Annotated in this window: 18 protein-coding genes and 1 tRNA gene; 16 read left to right on the plus strand and 3 right to left on the minus strand. The window is 57.2% G+C overall.

Going from position 1 to position 17,959, the window contains the following annotated elements:
- The first annotated feature begins 85 nt into the window (after positions 1 to 85).
- The 6 genes from SDD30_RS02575 (at position 86) to SDD30_RS02600 (ending at position 5,908) form a co-directional block, all read left to right on the plus strand.
- Complete coding sequence (locus tag SDD30_RS02575; RefSeq protein WP_434073370.1) at positions 86 to 1,639, plus strand: acyl-CoA carboxylase subunit beta; 1,554 nt, start codon at positions 86 to 88, stop codon at positions 1,637 to 1,639.
- Between the two features lie 18 nt (positions 1,640 to 1,657).
- Positions 1,658 to 1,882 (plus strand): hypothetical protein, encoded by a 225-nt coding sequence (locus SDD30_RS02580; protein ID WP_434073371.1) that lies wholly within the window; start codon positions 1,658 to 1,660, stop codon positions 1,880 to 1,882.
- Complete coding sequence (locus SDD30_RS02585) at positions 1,879 to 2,265, plus strand: biotin/lipoyl-containing protein (protein WP_434073372.1); 387 nt, start codon at positions 1,879 to 1,881, stop codon at positions 2,263 to 2,265. The genes SDD30_RS02580 and SDD30_RS02585 overlap by 4 nt, the downstream gene beginning before the upstream one ends.
- A gap of 31 nt (positions 2,266 to 2,296) precedes the next feature.
- Entirely contained in the window at positions 2,297 to 5,062 is a 2,766-nt protein-coding gene (locus tag SDD30_RS02590) for a helicase C-terminal domain-containing protein (RefSeq protein WP_434073373.1), read from the plus strand.
- Between the two features lie 224 nt (positions 5,063 to 5,286).
- Positions 5,287 to 5,775 (plus strand): hypothetical protein, encoded by a 489-nt coding sequence (locus SDD30_RS02595; protein ID WP_434073374.1) that lies wholly within the window; start codon positions 5,287 to 5,289, stop codon positions 5,773 to 5,775.
- Positions 5,762 to 5,908, plus strand: coding sequence for a hypothetical protein (locus SDD30_RS02600; RefSeq protein WP_434073375.1), 147 nt, complete (start codon positions 5,762 to 5,764; stop codon positions 5,906 to 5,908). The genes SDD30_RS02595 and SDD30_RS02600 overlap by 14 nt, the downstream gene beginning before the upstream one ends.
- 1 nt (position 5,909) lies before the next feature.
- On the opposite strand, the gene SDD30_RS02605 is transcribed toward SDD30_RS02600, so the two are convergent.
- Positions 5,910 to 6,260, minus strand: coding sequence for a TIGR04086 family membrane protein (locus SDD30_RS02605; RefSeq protein WP_434073376.1), 351 nt, complete (start codon positions 6,258 to 6,260; stop codon positions 5,910 to 5,912).
- A 142-nt stretch (positions 6,261 to 6,402) separates the two neighbouring features.
- Between SDD30_RS02605 and SDD30_RS02610 the strand changes: the two genes are divergently transcribed.
- The 8 genes from SDD30_RS02610 to surE all read left to right on the plus strand — a co-directional run bounded on the left by SDD30_RS02610 (position 6,403) and on the right by surE (position 12,853).
- Entirely contained in the window at positions 6,403 to 7,389 is a 987-nt protein-coding gene (locus SDD30_RS02610; protein WP_434073377.1) for an acyl-CoA dehydratase activase-related protein, read from the plus strand.
- Positions 7,386 to 8,498 carry a 2-hydroxyacyl-CoA dehydratase gene (locus tag SDD30_RS02615; RefSeq protein WP_434073378.1) on the plus strand — a complete coding sequence of 371 codons (1,113 nt, stop codon included), beginning with the start codon at positions 7,386 to 7,388 and terminating at the stop codon, positions 8,496 to 8,498. The genes SDD30_RS02610 and SDD30_RS02615 overlap by 4 nt, the downstream gene beginning before the upstream one ends.
- Entirely contained in the window at positions 8,473 to 9,435 is a 963-nt protein-coding gene (locus tag SDD30_RS02620) for an acyl-CoA dehydratase activase (RefSeq protein ID WP_434073379.1), read from the plus strand. Before SDD30_RS02615 ends, SDD30_RS02620 begins: the two co-directional genes overlap by 26 nt.
- Positions 9,436 to 9,450: 15 nt before the next feature.
- On the plus strand, positions 9,451 to 10,419 hold the full coding sequence (locus SDD30_RS02625; RefSeq protein WP_434073380.1) for a hypothetical protein: 969 nt from the start codon (positions 9,451 to 9,453) through the stop codon (positions 10,417 to 10,419).
- Positions 10,420 to 10,430: 11 nt separating this feature from the next.
- Positions 10,431 to 10,898, plus strand: a complete 468-nt coding sequence (locus tag SDD30_RS02630; RefSeq protein WP_434073381.1) for a Fur family transcriptional regulator — start codon at positions 10,431 to 10,433, stop codon at positions 10,896 to 10,898.
- A gap of 87 nt (positions 10,899 to 10,985) precedes the next feature.
- Positions 10,986 to 11,897, plus strand: coding sequence for a tetratricopeptide repeat protein (locus tag SDD30_RS02635; RefSeq protein ID WP_434073382.1), 912 nt, complete (start codon positions 10,986 to 10,988; stop codon positions 11,895 to 11,897).
- Positions 11,898 to 11,912: 15 nt separating this feature from the next.
- Positions 11,913 to 12,068 (plus strand): YpmA family protein, encoded by a 156-nt coding sequence (locus tag SDD30_RS02640; RefSeq protein WP_434073383.1) that lies wholly within the window; start codon positions 11,913 to 11,915, stop codon positions 12,066 to 12,068.
- Positions 12,069 to 12,070: 2 nt separating this feature from the next.
- Positions 12,071 to 12,853 carry a 5'/3'-nucleotidase SurE gene (gene surE, locus SDD30_RS02645; protein ID WP_434073384.1) on the plus strand — a complete coding sequence of 261 codons (783 nt, stop codon included), beginning with the start codon at positions 12,071 to 12,073 and terminating at the stop codon, positions 12,851 to 12,853.
- Here surE and SDD30_RS02650 read toward each other — a convergent pair.
- Positions 12,814 to 14,358 carry a putative polysaccharide biosynthesis protein gene (locus tag SDD30_RS02650; protein WP_434073385.1) on the minus strand — a complete coding sequence of 515 codons (1,545 nt, stop codon included), beginning with the start codon at positions 14,356 to 14,358 and terminating at the stop codon, positions 12,814 to 12,816. The two genes, surE and SDD30_RS02650, sit on opposite strands and share 40 nt — an antisense overlap.
- Before the next feature lie 194 nt (positions 14,359 to 14,552).
- Here SDD30_RS02650 and fusA point away from each other — a divergent pair, with 194 nt between their 5' ends.
- Entirely contained in the window at positions 14,553 to 16,595 is a 2,043-nt protein-coding gene (fusA, locus tag SDD30_RS02655; protein ID WP_434073386.1) for an elongation factor G, read from the plus strand.
- A gap of 260 nt (positions 16,596 to 16,855) precedes the next feature.
- Here fusA and SDD30_RS02660 read toward each other — a convergent pair.
- A tRNA-Trp gene (locus SDD30_RS02660) sits at positions 16,856 to 16,931 on the minus strand.
- A 167-nt stretch (positions 16,932 to 17,098) separates the two neighbouring features.
- Between SDD30_RS02660 and SDD30_RS02665 the strand changes: the two genes are divergently transcribed.
- The gene (locus SDD30_RS02665) at positions 17,099 to 17,953 is read left to right on the plus strand and encodes a PHP domain-containing protein (protein ID WP_434073387.1); all 855 of its coding nucleotides are present in this window, start codon (positions 17,099 to 17,101) and stop codon (positions 17,951 to 17,953) included.
- Positions 17,954 to 17,959: the final 6 nt, after the last annotated feature.

Consider the following 17,959-nt stretch of genomic DNA (forward strand, 5'->3'; position numbering starts at 1 on the left):
ATCTTTTTACCTTAAGTACTTGCAAGTAACCCTTATTACCTGGTAATATAAGGAGGTAAGGAATAGTAAGGGGGACAGCTGAACTATGGAAGACATAACAGCCCGGCTGGCGGACCTGGAAGCCAGGCGCGCCAGGGTGGTGGCCGGCGGCGGGGAGGAACGTATTGCCAAACAGCACGCTGCCGGCAAATATACGGCCCGGGAACGGTTAAATCTACTTCTAGACCCCGGCAGTTTCCTGGAACTGGACCAGTTCATCCGCCACCGGGCTACCGATTTCGGTATGCAGAACATGGAAACTCCGGGGGAGGGGGTGATTACCGGTTCCGGCACCATCAACGGCCGGCCAGTCTATGTCTATGCCCAGGATTTTACCGTTATGGGCGGTTCCCTGGGGGAGATGCACGCCGCCAAGATCTGCAAGGTCCTGGATTTAGCTTTGAAGACCGGGGTTCCGGTCATCGGCCTGAATGACTCTGGTGGAGCTAGGATTCAGGAGGGGGTAGCCGCCCTCAATGGTTACGGGGAAATTTTTCGCCGCAATACCCATGCCTCCGGGGTTATCCCCCAGATCGCCGCTATCATGGGGCCCTGTGCCGGCGGGGCCGTCTACTCGCCGGGATTAATGGACTTCATTTTTATGGTTGATAATACAGCCCAGATGTTCATTACCGGCCCTCAGGTCATCAAAGCCGTTACCGGCGAGGAAGTCAGTCCTTTAGAACTAGGTGGCGCCGCTACCCACGCCACCAGGAGCGGGGTGGCCCATTTCCGGACCCCGACGGAAGAGGATTGCCTGCACCTGATCCGGACCCTGTTAGATTATCTACCGGCCAATAACCTGGAGGATCCTCCCTTCCGACCCGGTCCCGACCCGGCAGAACGCCAGAACCCCCATCTGCGTACTCTGGTGCCGGTGGATGCCAATAAACCTTATAACGTCAAAGAAATTATCTACGGCATGGTTGATGATGGCCTCTTCCTGGAGGTGCAGGCCCAATTTGCCGTCAATATAGTTATTGGCCTGGCCCGCCTGGCGGGGTATACTATAGGTATTGTAGCCAACCAGCCCCAGCACCTGGCCGGGTGCCTGGATATTGACGCCGCCGATAAGGCCGCGCGCTTCGTTCGTTTCTGTGACGCTTTCAACATACCCCTCCTGACCCTGGTGGATACCCCTGGTTATCTCCCCGGGGTAGGCCAGGAACAGGGAGGTATTATCCGGCACGGCGCCAAATTATTATATGCCTTCGCCGAGGCCACAGTACCCAAACTCACCCTGGTCCTGCGCAAGGCCTATGGCGGCGCCTACCTGGCCATGTGCTCCCGCTCCCTGGGAGCCGACCATGTGGCAGCCTGGCCCACGGCGGAGATTGCCGTTATGGGTCCCGATGGGGCGGCCAATATTATCTTTCGGCAAGAAATCAGCCAGGCGAAAGACCCGGCCCGGGTACGTCAGGAAAAAATCGCCGCCTACCGGGAAAAATTCGCCCACCCTTATGTTGCTGCCGGCCTGGGGCTAGTGGATGCGGTTATCGACCCCGCCCTGACCCGCCCCCATTTGGTCCGGCACCTGGTAACCCTACTCAGCAAACGGGAAAGCCGGCCGGGTAAAAAACACGGCAACTTCCCTGTTTAGGAAAAGGAGGGAACGGACTTGTTCGCTTATTACCAGCAAGCCTCCCGCCCGGAAACCATACCGGCGGAGATCGTTGCCGCCATTACTGCCGCCCTGGCTGTCTATCTACAGCCCGGCAGCACCTCCTGGCAAATCACATCCATCCGGCCCCAGACCAGGCCGACCCACCGCTGGAGCCTGGCCGGCCGCCAGGAGTTGATCGATGCTTCCCTGGCCTTTGAAAGGAGGCGACCGGCGGTTTGAAACGTCATTTTCAGGTAACGGTTAATGGCGAAACCTTCCAGGTGGAAGTAGAAGAGCACCAGGAACAGGCGGGGCAAACTATTGCTCCGCCAGTCTCCTTGTCTCCGGGACCTACAGTCATCGCCAAACCAGGCCGGCTGGCAGCCGCACCCCCTGCTCCACCCCGGGATAACCGGACCGTCACCGCACCCCTGCCGGGTACGGTAGTCGAGGTTAAGGTTAAACCCGGCCAACGGGTAACCGCCGGTCAGATCCTAATAATTATTGAAGCCATGAAGATGGAAAACGAGATCCCGGCGCCAACCGGGGGTGTTGTCCGGGAAGTGCTGGTGGAGGCCGGGGCCACCGTTAGCAGCGGCCAGCCCCTGGTAACCCTGGCCTGATGCTAGCCCTCCAAAGAGGAAGTGTACTGCAATGCTCCCCCAGACATACGTCGTCCTGGATGTCGAAACTACCGGCCTCGATCCGGCCCGGGATAAAATAATCGAGATTGCCGCCGTCCGCCTGGAAGAGGGGGGCATCACCGGCCAGTTTCAAACCTTGGTTAACCCTGGCCGCCCTATCCCCCCGGCCATTGAGAGGCTCACCGGCATCAGCGATGCCATGGTCCACCAGGCGCCGCCCCTGACTGAGGTTTTACCGGGGTTGCTAGAATTATGCCATAAAGCTGTACCAGCCGCACATAACGGCAGTTTCGACCTGGCTTTCCTGAACCCGGTCCTGAGCCGAGACTGGCATGCGCCTTTACTGGACACCTTGACCCTTAGCCGGATTCTCTTTCCCTGCCTGGCTTCCCATCGTTTAGATTATATGCGCCAGCATCTGGGCCTCGAGGCCACCGGGCATCACCGGGCCTTGGCTGACGCCTTGACTACGGCCCGCCTCCTGGAGGCTCTCTGGGAGGCCACTCGGGCTCTGGATCGTAACCTCTTGACCAACTTTTTAGCCCTGGCCCCGCCCGGTTTACAGCCTTGGTTCCAGGCCGCCCTGACCGGAGAAGCCCCGGCCAACCACTATGAGGTGGCTGCAGCCGGCCTCTTCGCCCCGGCCGCAGGTTCGTCCCCGCACCCTGGATCCGTCCCGGATTTTAATGTCGATGACCTGGTTACAATGCTGGCTCCCGATGGTCTCCTAGCCAGCCATATTGCCGGTTATGAGTACCGGCCCCAGCAGGTGGCCATGCTCCGGGCCGTGGCCGCAGCCCTGGCCGATAACCACTACCTGACAGTGGAGGCGGGCACGGGTACGGGCAAGTCCCTGGCTTACCTGCTGCCGGCCATTTACTGGGCCTGCAGCCAGCAAAAGCGGGTGGCCATTGCCACCCACACCATCAGCCTGCAGGAACAGCTCTGGGAAAAGGACCTGCCCCGGCTGCGGGCGATCCTGCCCTTTACCTTTAAAGCCGCCCTGGTCAAGGGTCGCAGTAACTATCTCTGTCGACGTAAACTGCGGGACTTTCAGGCCAATCCCTCCGTCGGGGAGGAGGGGCGTCTCCTGGCCCTCAGGGTTTTACGCTGGTTACAGCTGACAACCAGCGGCGACTGGAGTGAAATGAAACTCACCCCCGAGGAAGAAGGCTTTAAGTTTGCCCTGGCTGCCGATGCCGAAACCTGTGCCGGTAGCTCCTGCCCCTTTAACGAAGGCTGTTTCTTTAATGTCGCCCGCCGGCAGGCCGAAGGAGCCAATATCCTGATTCTCAACCACTCCCTTCTACTGAGCGATGTCCGGTTAAACAACCAGGTCCTGCCCGATTATCCCTATCTGATCATCGATGAAGCCCATCACCTGGAAGAGGCGGCTACCGAGCACCTGGGCAGCAACGTCAGCCAGGCGGCCTGTGAGTTCTTCTTTCGTCGCCTGGGAAAGGGGGACCAGCCTTTCACCTTTATGGGCCGGGCCCGGCATCTCACCCGCCGCCTGCCGCCGGAAGGAAATCAGGGATTGTTGCAATTCCTGGGGGATATGGATATAACTATAAATGCCACCCTGGCTGGGTGGCAAAGCTTCTGGGTTAACCTGGGACGGTTGAGTGAGGCCGCCCGCTGGGAAGAAACAGGCTATACCCTGCGCTTTACCAACCATCTCAAAGAAACCCCGGCCTGGGATAACCTCCTGGTAGCCTTCGGTAACCTGGAAGAAAACCTCTGCGGCCTGGCCAGCCGCCTGAAACGCCTCTCTGAGTTGCTCGATGCCGCCGGCGCCCCGGAGATGGCCGCCGATGCCGCCAATTTTGGTGATACAGTAGCCCAATACAGCTATGATCTGGGTCAAATCCTCGACGCCGACCCGGATACAACAATCGGCTGGGTAGAGAAGAATAGCCATGACCAGTATATCCTGCGGTCCGCTCCCCTGGAGATCGGGCCCCTGCTGGCTGAGCTCCTCTTCTCCCGTAAGCAGGCAGTCATTTTAACCTCAGCTACCCTGGCTGTTAATAACAGCTTTACTTTTTACCACCAACAAACGGGCCTGCAGGAACTACCAGAGGAGCGGGTCACCAGTTGTCAGGTAGCCTCGCCCTTCGACTACCCGTCCCAGGCCCTGGTCTGTGCCCTCAAGGGACTGCCCAATCCCGGCCAGTTAAGGGATGCCGACTACGCCCGGGCTATTGCGCCCGTTTTAACCGCCGTCTGTCCCGCCGTCGACGGTCGCTCCCTGATTCTCTGTACCTCCCATCGTTTTTTACGGGAGATCTATGAATTATTAAGCACCAGCCTCGCTGGCAACGGCTACACGGTCCTGGCCCAGGGCATCGATGGCAGCCGTTCCCGGTTGCTGGAAGAGTTCAGCCAAACCCCCCGGGCTGTCCTCCTGGGAGCCAGCAGTTACTGGGAGGGCATCGACCTGCCAGGTGACCTGCTGCGCTGTGTCATCATCCCCCGCCTGCCTTTTCCTTCGCCAGGCCAGCCCATCATGGCCGCCCGCACGGAGCACCTGGCTGCCAGGGGGCAGAACGCCTTTGCCACCTTGAGTCTCCCCCAGGCCATTATCCGCTTCCGCCAGGGTTTTGGCCGCCTCATCCGCCGGGCCAGCGACCGGGGTGTCCTGGTAGTCCTCGACCGGCGTCTCCTCTCCCAGCGTTACGGCCGCTACTTCATCCAATCCCTGCCGCCGGTAACCCTGGCAGAAGTAGAACCCGCCGCGGCTCCCGCCCGGATCACGGCCTGGTTTGCAAATTGATTGGCGGCTGTCATGCACTTTTTACCCGCCGCCTTAATAGTATAGTTAGGGAGGCAAGTTAAAAGTGAGGTGACCGAGATGCGGGTGTACTTCATCCCCCTGCCGTCTTTCCTTAAACGCCTGTTGAAAAAAGTACTGCACCAGGAATGAGGGGGGCAACCTCTCTTCTTTTTTAGCATAAAAGCACCCCACCCTAACTAAAATTAACCATGGAGGTGGGGCAGATGCGTACCTGGAAGTACTTTGCTGCCGGTTTAATCCTGGGCATCGGTTTAACCTGGTGGTGGTTTCCCCTTTTCTCCGGGTACCGCGGTAGTGAACCGGCCCTGCCGGCAACGGCCGCTGCCCGGCAACAGGCCCAACCCTTCGCTGTAATCTACGATTTTTACCGGGCCCTGGACGAGGGCAGGGAAGAAGCCTGCCGGTCCCTGGCAAGCCCCGAATTGCAGGCTGCCCTTAACAGCAAACCCTTTATCCAGCAGTTGCAAAGTCTCAGGCAGCAGGATCCCTCCCTGCGTTTTGTCTTCTTTTTAATCAAGGAACAGGCGGTTGACCTCCAGGCCGGTACGGCCTGGGCCCGGGGCAACGCCGAATGGGTCGCCCAGAACAAGGGAACCATCTCCCTCCCCCAGAAGATCCTCCTTTTAAACCAGCAAGGCCGCTGGAAGATCCAGACCATTGAAGAACAGGGGGGAAAGGATGCTCACCTGTAACCATAAAAAAAATCAGGCCCTCTGGCCCGGAGGATTTACCCCGCCCGGCAGTCCCCGCTTTCGCCTGATTTTTGGCCTGGGCCTCCTGGCCGGAGGGATACTTTACTGGCTCTTTACAATCTATGGCCATTAGACTACCTCCCGGCCATACCGGCCACGCCACCCATGGCCCCGGCCAGCAGGCAGAGGCCCAGCTTTTTAGCAGCAGGCGCCAGGAGCAGGGGGGCGTTAGTCCAGCCCAGGGCCAGGATTACCAGGAAAAAGGAGAGCCCCACTCCCATTCCCTGGGCAAAACCCCGGGCGGCGGCCAGCCGGGCCGCCTGCAGGCCGCCGCCAAAGACGGCCAGGGCCAGGATAATACTGGCTAACAGCGGCAGCAGGCCTTCGGAAAGGGGTGTAAAGTACAGGAGCAACCCCACCACCAGTGCTAGCAATAATCCGGTTAAAAGGGACCATAACAGGCCTGTTAAGATGGCTCGCGGCAAGTTGATACCTCCCTGAACTCTTTTCAACTTATCCCTATGCCCGGGGTAATGAGAAAATACCTGCCTCTTTCACTAACCTGGCAGGTTTTTTTTAATAGACGTCGAAATTTAGGGCAGGAGAGTTCAGCAGGAGGGGAAACTTTTGTCCCTACATATCGGCTTTCCTACCGCCCTGATATATTACAGCCATTTTCCCTTCTGGCAAGCCTATTTTAATCGCCTGGGCGCCGAGGTCGTTACCTCACCGCCGACGACCAAGGCCATCCTGGATGACGGTGCCCGGGAAGCGGTAGCCGATGCCTGTGTTCCCATTAAGCTCTATCACGGCCATGTCCTGGCCCTCAAGGATAAAGTCGACGCTCTTTTTATCCCCCGTATGGTCAGGATCAACCGGCACGCCACCTTTTGCCCCAAATTCTTGGGGTTACCGGATATGGTGCGGGCCACCTTAAGCAACCTGCCACCCCTCATCGACCTGCAGGTCGATGTCGGCCGTAACCTGTGGGGTTTATGGCCTACCTGCCGGGGCGTAGCTGAAATCCTTGGTTTCAGCGGCCGGGCAGCCTGGGCAGCTTACCGGGAGGGCACTCGCCACCAGCAAGCCTTTCAGGGGCTACTCCTCAAAGGTTATCTACCCCTTCAGGCCCTGGCCAAACTACGGGGCGAACCGGTGGAACCCGCGGCCCGGCAACCTGGAGCCCTGAATCTGGCCGTCCTTGGTTACCCTTACCAGGTATATGATGGTTACATTAGCCTAAACATCATCGCCAAACTGAAAAAAATGGGGGTTAATATCCAGACCCTGGAAATGGTCCCGCCGGATCGCCTTTACCAGTTAAGCCGGCACCTCCCGCGGCGGCTCTTCTGGCACTTTTCCAACCTGGTCGTCGGGGCCACCAGCTACTATCTCCGGCAGGGCGATCTCGACGGCATCATCCACGTGACTGCTTTTGGCTGCGGTCCCGATGCCATGGTGGATAAGATTATGGAACTGGATATCCGCCATTATACCCATGGCCGGCTCCCCTTTATGTCCATCTGTATCGACGAACAAACCGGGGATGCCGGCGTGAATACCCGGCTGGAGGCCTTTGTTGATATGCTTTTGCAAAGGAGGGGGAATAGGTGAAAAAGGTATCCTTTGCCCATATGGGCTATTCTTACCTAGGGTTTAAACAGCTGGTAGAGGATATGGGTTTCGAGGCCATTGTCCCGGCCAACCCCAGCCCGGCCACCCTGGACCTGGGGGTCCAGTACGCCCCTGAGTTTGCCTGTATTCCCTTTAAAACCGTCCTGGGCACCTACCTGGAGGTCCTCAACCGGGGCGCTGAGATGATCATTACCTCGGGCGGGGTGGGGCCCTGCCGGGCCGGTCTGTATGGCCTGCTGCACGAAAAAATCCTCCGCAACCTAGGGTATAACTTCGAAATTTTTATCTTTGATCCCCCCCTGACGGGGCTGGGTAGCTTCTTTTGGAAATTACGCCGGGTCCTCAAAGAAGCCCATCTCTCCTGGCCGGCCTTTATCGACGTCATCCGCCGGGCCTGGGCTAAACTACGGCTCCTAGATGAACTGGAGCAACTGGCCACCGTTACCCGCCCCTACGAGCTCCAACGGGGTACAACTACCCGCACCTTTAAAGAGTGTCTGGCCCTTGTTGACCGTGCGCGGAGCCTTAAAGAAATAGCCGCCACCAGGGAGGAGTGCCGGGAAGTCTTTCAAGCTGTGCCCCGGGATAACAACCGCCGGCCCCTGCGAATTGGTATTGTCGGAGAGATTTACGTCCTGCTGGAGCCCTTTATGAACCAGGATATTGAAAAAACCCTGGGCGAGATGGGTGCCATTACCAACCGCTCCATTTACCTGACCAACTATACGACAACTGATGTCCTCGCCCACGGCACTGAGGATGTCCGCCAGGCGGCCCACCCTTACCTCAACCAGTTTATCGGCGGCCACGGCCAGAACAGTATCGGTGAAACCATCCTCTACGCCAAACACGGCTTCGACGGCGTTGTCCAGCTGGCTCCCTTCACCTGCATCCCAGAGATTGTAGCCAAGAGCATCCTGCCCCGGGTGAGCCGTGATTTTAACATACCGGTCCTGAGCCTAACCATCGATGAACAAACAGGTAGGGCCGGGGTTGAAACCCGCCTGGAAGCCTTTGTTGATCTCTTACGCCAGCGTCGCGAGCAGATGGAGGCCAAAAGCCATGCAGCCCTGTTACCTGGGTATTGATGTCGGTTCCGTCAGCACCAATGTGGTGGTCATTACTGCGACCGGAGAGGTTTTAAACAGCTTATATTTACGTACTCGCGGCCAGCCCATCCAGGCCGTCAAGGACGGCCTGCGCCAGACGGCGGCTACCCTGCCCAAGGATATTATCATCAACGGCGCCGGTACCACCGGCAGCGGCCGCACCCTGGCCGGAGCCATCATCGGTGCCGATATTGTCAAGAACGAAATTACCGCCCACGCCGTGGCCGCCCGCCAAGAAGTGCCGGAAGTCCAGACCATCCTGGAGATCGGCGGCCAGGACTCCAAGATTATTATCCTGCGCCAGGGAGTGGTCACCGACTTTGCCATGAATACCGTCTGCGCCGCCGGTACGGGCTCTTTCTTGGACCAGCAGGCAGCCCGCCTGGGGGTCCCCATTGAAAACTTCGGGGATATGGCTTTACAGTCCCGCAACCCAGTGCGCATCGCCGGCCGGTGTACCGTCTTTGCCGAGTCCGATATGATTCATAAGCAGCAGATGGGGCACAATACAGAAGACATCATCGGTGGCCTCTGTGAAGCCCTGGTACGTAACTACTTGAATAACGTCGCCAAGGGTAAGGAGATCCTGCCGCCCATCGTCTTCCAGGGCGGCGTAGCTGCCAATGCCGGCATCCGGGCGGCCTTCGCCCGGGCCCTGCAGGAAGAGATCCTGGTCCCACGCCATTTTCCCGTTATGGGGGCCCTGGGGGCCGCCCTCCTGGCCCGGGATTACGTAGCTAAACACCCGGGGACAAAGTTCAAGGGCTTCGAGGTATCCGAGGAGGATTACCAGGCCCGAAGTTTTGTCTGCCAGGGGTGTTCTAACCTTTGTGAGATCGTCAATATCGAAACCGATGGTCAGTTAATCGCCCGCTGGGGCAGTCGCTGTGGTAAATGGGATACCCTGGGTGAATGAAAGGAGTGGGTTTACATGCGTGAGAGTACCTTTTCCTTCTGGCAGGATACCGATTTCAACGCCATACCTGATCAACCCCTGACCCCTGCTGCAGATGCCTACCAGGGGCAGCCCGGTGAAGAAGAGAGCTGGCTCTTTGAAGCTACAGCCGCAGATGGCACCTATCTCAGCGTCCAGGTGACAGTCTACGACCATGAGGGCCGGGCGCGGCTGACCCTTTCCTGGCCCGGCCAGGAGGCCGTTACCAGGGAAATAACTGTTCCCTTTACAGCTGCCTCCTCCCACCTGGATTTACAGGCCGGGGGTGTCCGGGCCCGCCAGGAAGGGGAGTATTTCTTCCTGCAGTGGCTGGAAGGGGATATCAACCTGGACCTGAAATATCAACCCCTCCTGGCCGGTTGGCAACCCGGAGGCGGCCGGATTAACTATGGCGAGAAGGGAAATAAATATTTTATCTGGATGATTCCCGTTCCCCGGGCCCGGGTCAGCGGTACCCTGGCGGTGGCAGGGGACAGGAGAAGCTTCCAGGGTAATGGTTACCACGATCACCGCCGCTATAACTTCCCCCTGGACGAAGCTATGGCCGGGGCCTACCTGGGCCGTTTTTACGCCGGCGATTATATCTTTCTGTGGGCGGCTTTCCGGGGCAACCGTCTCTACAGCGGCCAGGAGATAACCGCCCTGTACCTGGCCCGGGAAGGGCAGCAGCCAGTATCCAGTGGTAACCTGACCCTTCAGGTTTATGAACAGGAAAACAAAAACGGCCTTGATTTCCCTGTAGAGCTAAGCCTCCAGGCCGGTGTTGTGCCCCCGGCCGCGTTGAACCTCAAGGACCCCGTGGTCCTGGCTACCAGGGCGCCTTCCCGGTTGCAGGCTAGAAGCCTATACTGCCGCCACCGGGGTGAACTAAAGATTGCTACTCAGCCCGAATTGACTCTGACAGGCCAGGGGGTTACCGAGACCCTGGCCCCAGGCAGAAGTTAGGGGCATTTTAAATGGAAGATAAGCTCAATGCCATCTGTCAAAAACTCCAACAATCAGAGTACAAGGTGACGCCCCAGCGCCAGATTATCCTTAAAACCTTCCTGGAGCATGCCACAGAACACTTGAGTGCTGAGGATGTTTTTAGTATTGTTAAGGGCCAGCATCCCGACATTGGCCTGGCCACCGTCTACCGGACCCTGGAACTCCTGGCCGACCTGGACGTCTTGACCAAGATCAACTTCGGTGACGGCCGCACCCGTTATGAACTCGGCCAGCACGAGGCCCATCACCACCACCACATGATCTGCCTGGGATGCGGCCGGGTTCAGGAGTTTGACGCTGATTTACTAGAATCCCTGGAAAATATACTCACCCAGAAAACCGGTTTTCTAATTACCGACCACCAATTGAAATTTTACGGATACTGTCGGGAATGTGCCGCCAAAAGCAAAGAACGGTCGGAGCCTGACAGTATTTGACGTACGATTTTTGGCATATATGGGAGGAATTGTCATAGAGGAGGGCGAAAATTACGGACAGGATGGATATGAAAGGGAGCGATAGTAATGTCCGGTCCTGTCCAGAATCCGACTTGCAGCCGCGGCCGGGGGATAGTAACCTTCGTGCGTCAGGTAGATGTACCGCTGGAGGAACAAGCATGGCGGTTGATGGAGCAGGAGCGCTTTGGGGAAGCTGCCATCCTTTATGAGGAAATCCTGCACCTGCGGAGGCGCTATCCCAATCTTTGGAACAACCTGGGTTACTGTTACCTGCGGCTGGGGGAAATCCAGGCAGCCCTGGCCTGTTACCAGAAGGCCTTAAAGCTGGATCCCCGCAATAAAGACATCCTGATCAATAATGGCTACTGCCACCAGCGTCTGGGGCAGTGGGCGGAGGCTTACCGCTGTTTCCGCCGGGCCCTGGCGCGGGCACCCAAAGATGTCGATCTCCTGAATAACCTTGGTGCCTGCCTGGTCCAGATGGAACGATCCTTGGAAGCCCTGCCCTTCTACTACCAGGCTGCGGCCCTGGCACCAACCGATGGCGAAATTATCGGTAACCTGGCCGCCGCCCTGGCCAGCTGCCATCGCTGGCCGGAGGCCATTGATTATTTCGAAAGAGCCTTACGCCTCTTACCCGGAGATATCTCGATTCTGAATAACGCGGCGTCCTGCCTAGAAGCCCTGGGCAAGGCCTACTTGGCCGTACCCTTTTATGCCCGGGCGCTGGGCCTTAAACCCGGAGAGGTCCAGATCCGGTATAACTACGCCACCTGTTTAATCAAAACCGGTGATCTGGTCACAGCCCGGTCGGTATTGGAGGAAACGCTGCACCTTTACCAGGAATACCGGCCTGCTTGGCAGCTCCTGGGGACCCTGCACGAGGCCCTGGGGGATACGGCTACTGCCGCCAGTTGCTATAATCGCGCCTGGGGCCTGGCTGACCCCGGGCAGGATAAAAAGAGTAGGAAACATTAAGAAAGGAAGGATTCTATGCGCTTGCTGGCTACCCGGAGCTTTACCAGCAACGATGAACTCTATAAGGTTGTCGATCTGCTGAATAAGACCCTGAAGGAATATCACCTCATGTTCGGCCTGGCCAAAGACGCCGGGGGCCGGAACATGATCATGTCCATTTATGAGGTGTAATCTTGCTTATTCTGATCACAAACGACGACGGTATCTACGCTCCGGGTCTTAAAGCCTTAAGCAAAGTCCTGGCGCAGATAGGCAAAGTAGCAGTGGTCGCCCCTGAGAAGGAACGCAGCGCCATTGGCCACGGGATAACCATGCATAAACCCCTGCGGGCTACTGCAGTCCCCTGGGAAGGGCCGGTAGAAATGGCCCTGGCCATCAATGGTACCCCGGCTGATTGCGTTAAGCTGGCCCTGGATACCCTCCTGGATGAGGAACCAGCCCTGGTAGTCTCCGGCATCAACCTGGGGGGTAACCTGGGTACGGATGTCCTTTATTCTGGTACCGTCTCCGGAGCCATCGAGGGCTGCATTAACGGCCGTCCTTCCCTGGCGGTATCCCTGGCCGGCGAGGGCCCGCTGGATTTCTCCTTTGCCGCCGCTTTTACCGGCCGCCTGGTGACAGCCATAATAGATCGCAGCCTCCCCGAAGGTACCCTGTTGAATGTTAATATTCCCTACCTGCCGGAGGGAGATATCCAGGGTATAGCCATCACCCGCCTGGGGCGGCGCCGCTACCTCAACACGGTGACCCGTCGCCTGGACCCCCGGGGACGGGCTTACTACTGGCTGGCCGGGGAGGTGGCGGACCTGGACCAGGAAGCCGACACCGATATCGGCGCCCTGGGGCGGGGCCTGATCTCCCTCACCCCCCTGCAGCTTGATTTAACCAATTACGCTTTTCAAAAAGAACTGGCCAGTTATTTACCATTTCTCTGGCCCGGCCAGGGGAAGAGGTAAAAATGCCCGGGGGTTATTGCCCCGCCTCCTAAAAGGATCAATAGGTAGAGGAGGCCGCTGCCTGCCAGGGACTGAAGGAGGCGCCATAACTCCGGTGCTGCCGCCAGCAGCGTCCAGAGGAGGGATGCTCCCAAGAACATTCCCGCCCCGGCTATCGCTGGCCAGTAAATAAAGGTCCGGAAATCCAGGCGAAAACCGGTCAGCCGGGCCAGGGCCAGGAGGTTCAGGATGGCCGTAACGGCGGCCCCCAGGTTGACCCCCAGGGCCGCGCCGGTAATCCCCATGAGCGGTGTCAAATAATAGATCCCCAGGAGGTCGACAATCCCCCCGGCCAGGGTCGTCCCGAGGATGGTAGACATGGCCCCCAGGCCGTTCAGGATACCGACTGTAGTCTGCTCCAGGTAGATAAAGATACACCCCCAGGCCAGGACTTTCAAGGATATGCCGGCCCCAGGAGTAGCGAAAACCAGGTCGCAGATCGGGGCCGCAAAGAGATAAAAGGCAATGGCAAAGGGCAGGCTGCTATAAATAGTCAGTTTTAAGGCCTGGCGACAACGTTTATTTAAAAATTCGCAATCCCCAATAGCCCGGGCTTCGGCGATAGCCGGGACCATGGCTATCGCCAGGGCGACGGTGATGACCATGGGTAGGTAGATTAGCGTAAAAGCGATGCCGGCATACTGGCCGTAAATGGTCGTGGCCTCACTAATGGTAACCCCCCAGGCCTGGAGCTGGCGGGGAATAAGCAGGGCTTCTAGAGTTAACATAATACCCCCGGTCACCCGAGCCAGCATTACCGGAATAGCCAGATGGGTGAGGGGTAAGATATCGGCTCGTAAGGAGTTCGCCTGGTCATCAGCGAGATCATGATAGGGCCGGGCCAGGTTAAAGATTAAAATGCTGATTCCCAGTCCCGCCACCTCTCCCAAGACCATACCAGCCGCCAGACCGGCAGCAGCCATGGCAACCCCGTAGGGTAGCAGATAGATACCCAGGAAGAGGCCGGCACTAACCCGGACGAATTGTTCTATGACCTGGGCCAGGGCTACCGGCCGCATTAGCTGCCATCCTTGAAAATATCCCCGAAAGGCCGAGCAAACACAAACCACCGGCAAGGCTAGGAGCATGACCATAAAGGCCTGGTAAACCCGGCTATCGGCAAACATCTTCCCCGTTAGTACCGGGGCCAGCCGCCAAAGTACCAGGGCCGCCAGCAGGCCGCTGGCCGTCAAGAAGAAGAGGGAGAGGCGAAAGACACTGCGTACCTGTCCCCACTGTCTCAGGGCCACCCTCTCGGCCGTTAGTTTGGCCAGGGCTACAGGTACCCCAGCCGTGGCCACCATCAGCACCAGGCTATAAAAGGGAAAAACCATTTCGTAGAGGCCCATGCCTTCGGCGCCGATATAGCGCACCACCAGCATGCGATAGCCAAAGCTTAAGATGCGGTTTAATAAACTGGCCAGCATCAAGACAGCGGCCCCTTGCCAGATGGATGTTGTGGCCATAGTTTCACCCCTCGTCCTATTATGCTTATGCTGACAAGGTAATGTTTAGAAGAACCATTTCTGGGGAAAAGTAGTAACTAAAACGGTAAAAATATTTCGCGGGAAAAAGAGGATTTTTTCGAAGGGAAGGCAAATATATAACCTGTTAGATTAAGCTTTTGTTAACTGAAGAAGGATGAGGAGGGTTAATTTTAATGAAGGTTTACCCCAGTAGTAGTATCCGCAATGTAGCCATTGCCGCCCATGGTGGTACAGGTAAGACCAGCCTTACCGAGGCCCTGCTGTATAATACCGGAGCCACCAAGCGCCTGGGGCGCGTCGATGAGGGCAATACCGTAACTGATTACCTTCCCGAAGAGATTAAACGCAAGGTGACGACCAATTCTTCCCTGGCTGTAGCCGAGTGGGAAGATCATAAGATAAACCTGCTGGATACCCCCGGTTATAGTGACTTCTTTGGCGATGTAGTAGGCGCTTTACGGGTTGTAGATAGCTTGCTGGTGGTAGTGAGCGCCGTGGCCGGGGTAGAGGTCCAGACAGAAGTGGTGTGGGAAGAGGCCGATAAACGCCAGCTATCCCGGATTGCTTATATAAATAAAATGGACCGGGAAAATGCCAATTTCCACAAAGCCGTGGATTCCATGCGGGAGCAACTCAGCGGGCATATCGTTCCGGTGCAGTTACCCATGGGGGCGGCGGAAAGCTTTACCGGCGTTATTGATATCCTTAACCTGAAAGCTTTTACCTATGATAATGGTAGTGAACAGGAGGCCCCGGTCCCGGCAGAGTATGCCGATGAGGTTGCTAGCCTGCGGGAAGCCCTGGTGGAAGCCGCCGCCGAGGGCGATGATGAACTGTTAATGAAGTACCTGGATGGCGAAGAGCTCAGCCCTACCGAAATCCGCGCCGGCCTGAAGAAGGCTGTGGCCGCTGGCAAGGTCATCCCCGTACTCTGCGGCTCGGCCCTGAAGAATATGGCCGTCAAGCCCGTCTTGGACTACATCGTTAATTACCTGCCCTCGCCCGTAGATACAGCCGGTAAGGATGCCGCCACCCTGGAACAGGAAAAGCTGGCCGCCCTGGTCTTTAAAACCATCGCTGATCCCTATGTCGGCAAATTAAGTATGTTCCGGGTTTATAGCGGCGTTTTGAAGTCCGACTCCACAGTCTATAATGTCAACCGGGAAAGCGAAGAAAAAATCGGCCAGCTCTTTTCCCTCCAGGGTAAAAACCAGCTGCCGGTGACGGAGATGAAACCAGGGGACATCGGCGCCATAGCCAAGCTCCAGGTTACTACCACCGGGGACACCCTGACCAGCAAAGCCGCCCCGGTACGCCTGGAAGGCATCGACTTTCCGGAGCCCACCCTACCGGTAGCCATCAAACCGAAGAGCAAGGGCGATGAAGATAAACTAAGCAATGCCCTGGCACGATTGCTGGAGGAAGACCCGACCCTCCGCTTGAGCAAGAATACCGAAACCAGGGAAACCATCCTTACCGGGATAGGCGAATCCCACCTGGATATTACCCTGGAGCGGCTGCAGCGGAAATTCGGCGTCGAAGTCGAAATGAGCACCCCTACCGTGCCTTACCGGGAAACCATCCGGGCCGCCGTCAATCATATTGAAGGCAAGCATAAAAAACAAACCGGGGGCCACGGCCAGTACGGCCATGTCTTTATTGACATGGCACCCCTGCCGGAGCAGGAATTTGAATTCACCGAGAGTATCTTCGGCGGGGCCGTACCGCGCCAGTATATTCCGGCAGTAGAAAAGGGCATCAGGGAAGCCATGCAGGAGGGTATTCTGGCCGGTTACCCGGTAACCAATATCAAGGTCAACCTGGCCGACGGTTCCTACCATCCGGTAGACTCCTCGGAAATGGCCTTCAAGGTGGCCGCCGGCCTGGCTTTTCGTAAAGCCGTGGAGCAGGCGAAGCCGGTGCTGCTGGAGCCCATCATGAACGTGGAGATAACGGTACCGGAACAGTTCATGGGTGATATCATGGGGGATTTAAATAGCCGCCGCGGCCGTATCCTGGGTATGGAACCCCAGGGTAAAAACCAGGTTATCCGCGCCCAGGTACCCCTGGCCGAGATGTACCGTTACGCCATTAATTTGAAATCCATCACCCAGGCCCGCGGCCACTTTAAAATGGACTTCGCCCAGTACGAAGAGGTCCCGGCCAGCATTGCTGAGAAAATCATCCAGCAGACCAGGACTAAGAAAGAGGCGTAGTTTTAGCTGACAGGCTATCGGCTAGTTTGGCCGTGCCCCTTATGGCAATCCCGGATCAGGGAAAAAGCAAAGGGACCCCCCACCCAGGTGGGGGTCCCTTTACGCTACAAAAATATTTCGCAGGAGCTGGCTCCCTTACATCGCCCATAATTGGCCTTATTGCCCCCTGTTTGCTCCCAAAATGCTCCCAAAAGGCCCTTTCTGCAGAATCTAATTAAAAAGCGAAAGCGCCGCAACCCTTGCGGCGCCTTACATTTTTCTGGCAGGGGTGGCAGGGCTCGAACCCGCAACCAACGGTTTTGGAGACCGCTACTCTACCAGTTGAGCTACACCCCTACAGCACTATCATTATAGTCATTTTCAGCCTCAGAGTCAAGGGCCCGCGATCACTCAAAAGGGAGCATCAGAACTCCATATCCCAACCCACTTTATTATTTTCCAGCAGGTTTCTTTCCATCTAAGCAGAATATACATGTAGTGTCTGCTTACTCGAGGTGTTGTCCTTGGTCTATGCCGATCTGCATATTCATACCCTGGCCTCGGACGGTAGCATGCCGCCGGCGGCCACCTTGGAACAGGCTAAACTGCTGGGCCTCAAAGCCCTCAGTCTAACTGATCATGAAAGCGTGGCTGGTTACTACCAGGTATATAAATACGCACGGGAACTCGGCCTGGAGCTCATAACCGGCCTGGAAATGGTGACCAGTGTTGCCGGCCAGGAAATCCACCTTCTGGGCTATGGTTTTGATCCCTTTGCGCCGGCCCTAGTAGCCGCCCTGGAGACTATCTCCCGGGAACGGCAAGTAATATCCTACCGAATCATCCAGCGCCTGCAGAGTCTGGGTTTCAAAATCTGCTGGGAACAGGTGCAGGCCCTTATTCCTCCCGGGGGAGTGATGGGGAAAAACCACCTTCTTCAGGTCTTGCGCCAGAACGGCTATATCGCCGGTCAGGAAGAAACCGTTGCGTTTCTGCGGCACTATCTGGCTCCCGGAGGGTTGGCCTATATTCCCTATGAAGGTAATCCCCTCCCCAGGGCTGTTGAGCTCATCCACAACACCGGCGGTATCGCGGTTCTCGCCCATCCGGGCCTCATCAAGGACACCCGGGTGCTAACAACCATCCTGGAAAAAGGCATTGACGGCTTAGAGGTCTTCTATTATTATCTAGGGAGTAACCGCCGGGAATTCATCCGGTATTTCTACCGCCTGGCACGCGAGCGACATCTCCTGATGACTGGGGGTACTGATTTTCACGGCCGTTATGCCCCGGTAAAAATGGGGGCCGCCGGCATCTCAGCCCGCATGCTGGCCAGGTTGAAAGATTATCAGCAAATGCATACACCGAGGAGGCTTTAATCAAAG

The organism is Moorella naiadis (nom. illeg.) (genome assembly GCF_051020825.1).
Lineage (GTDB): Bacteria > Bacillota > DSM-521 > Neomoorellales > Neomoorellaceae > Neomoorella > Neomoorella naiadis.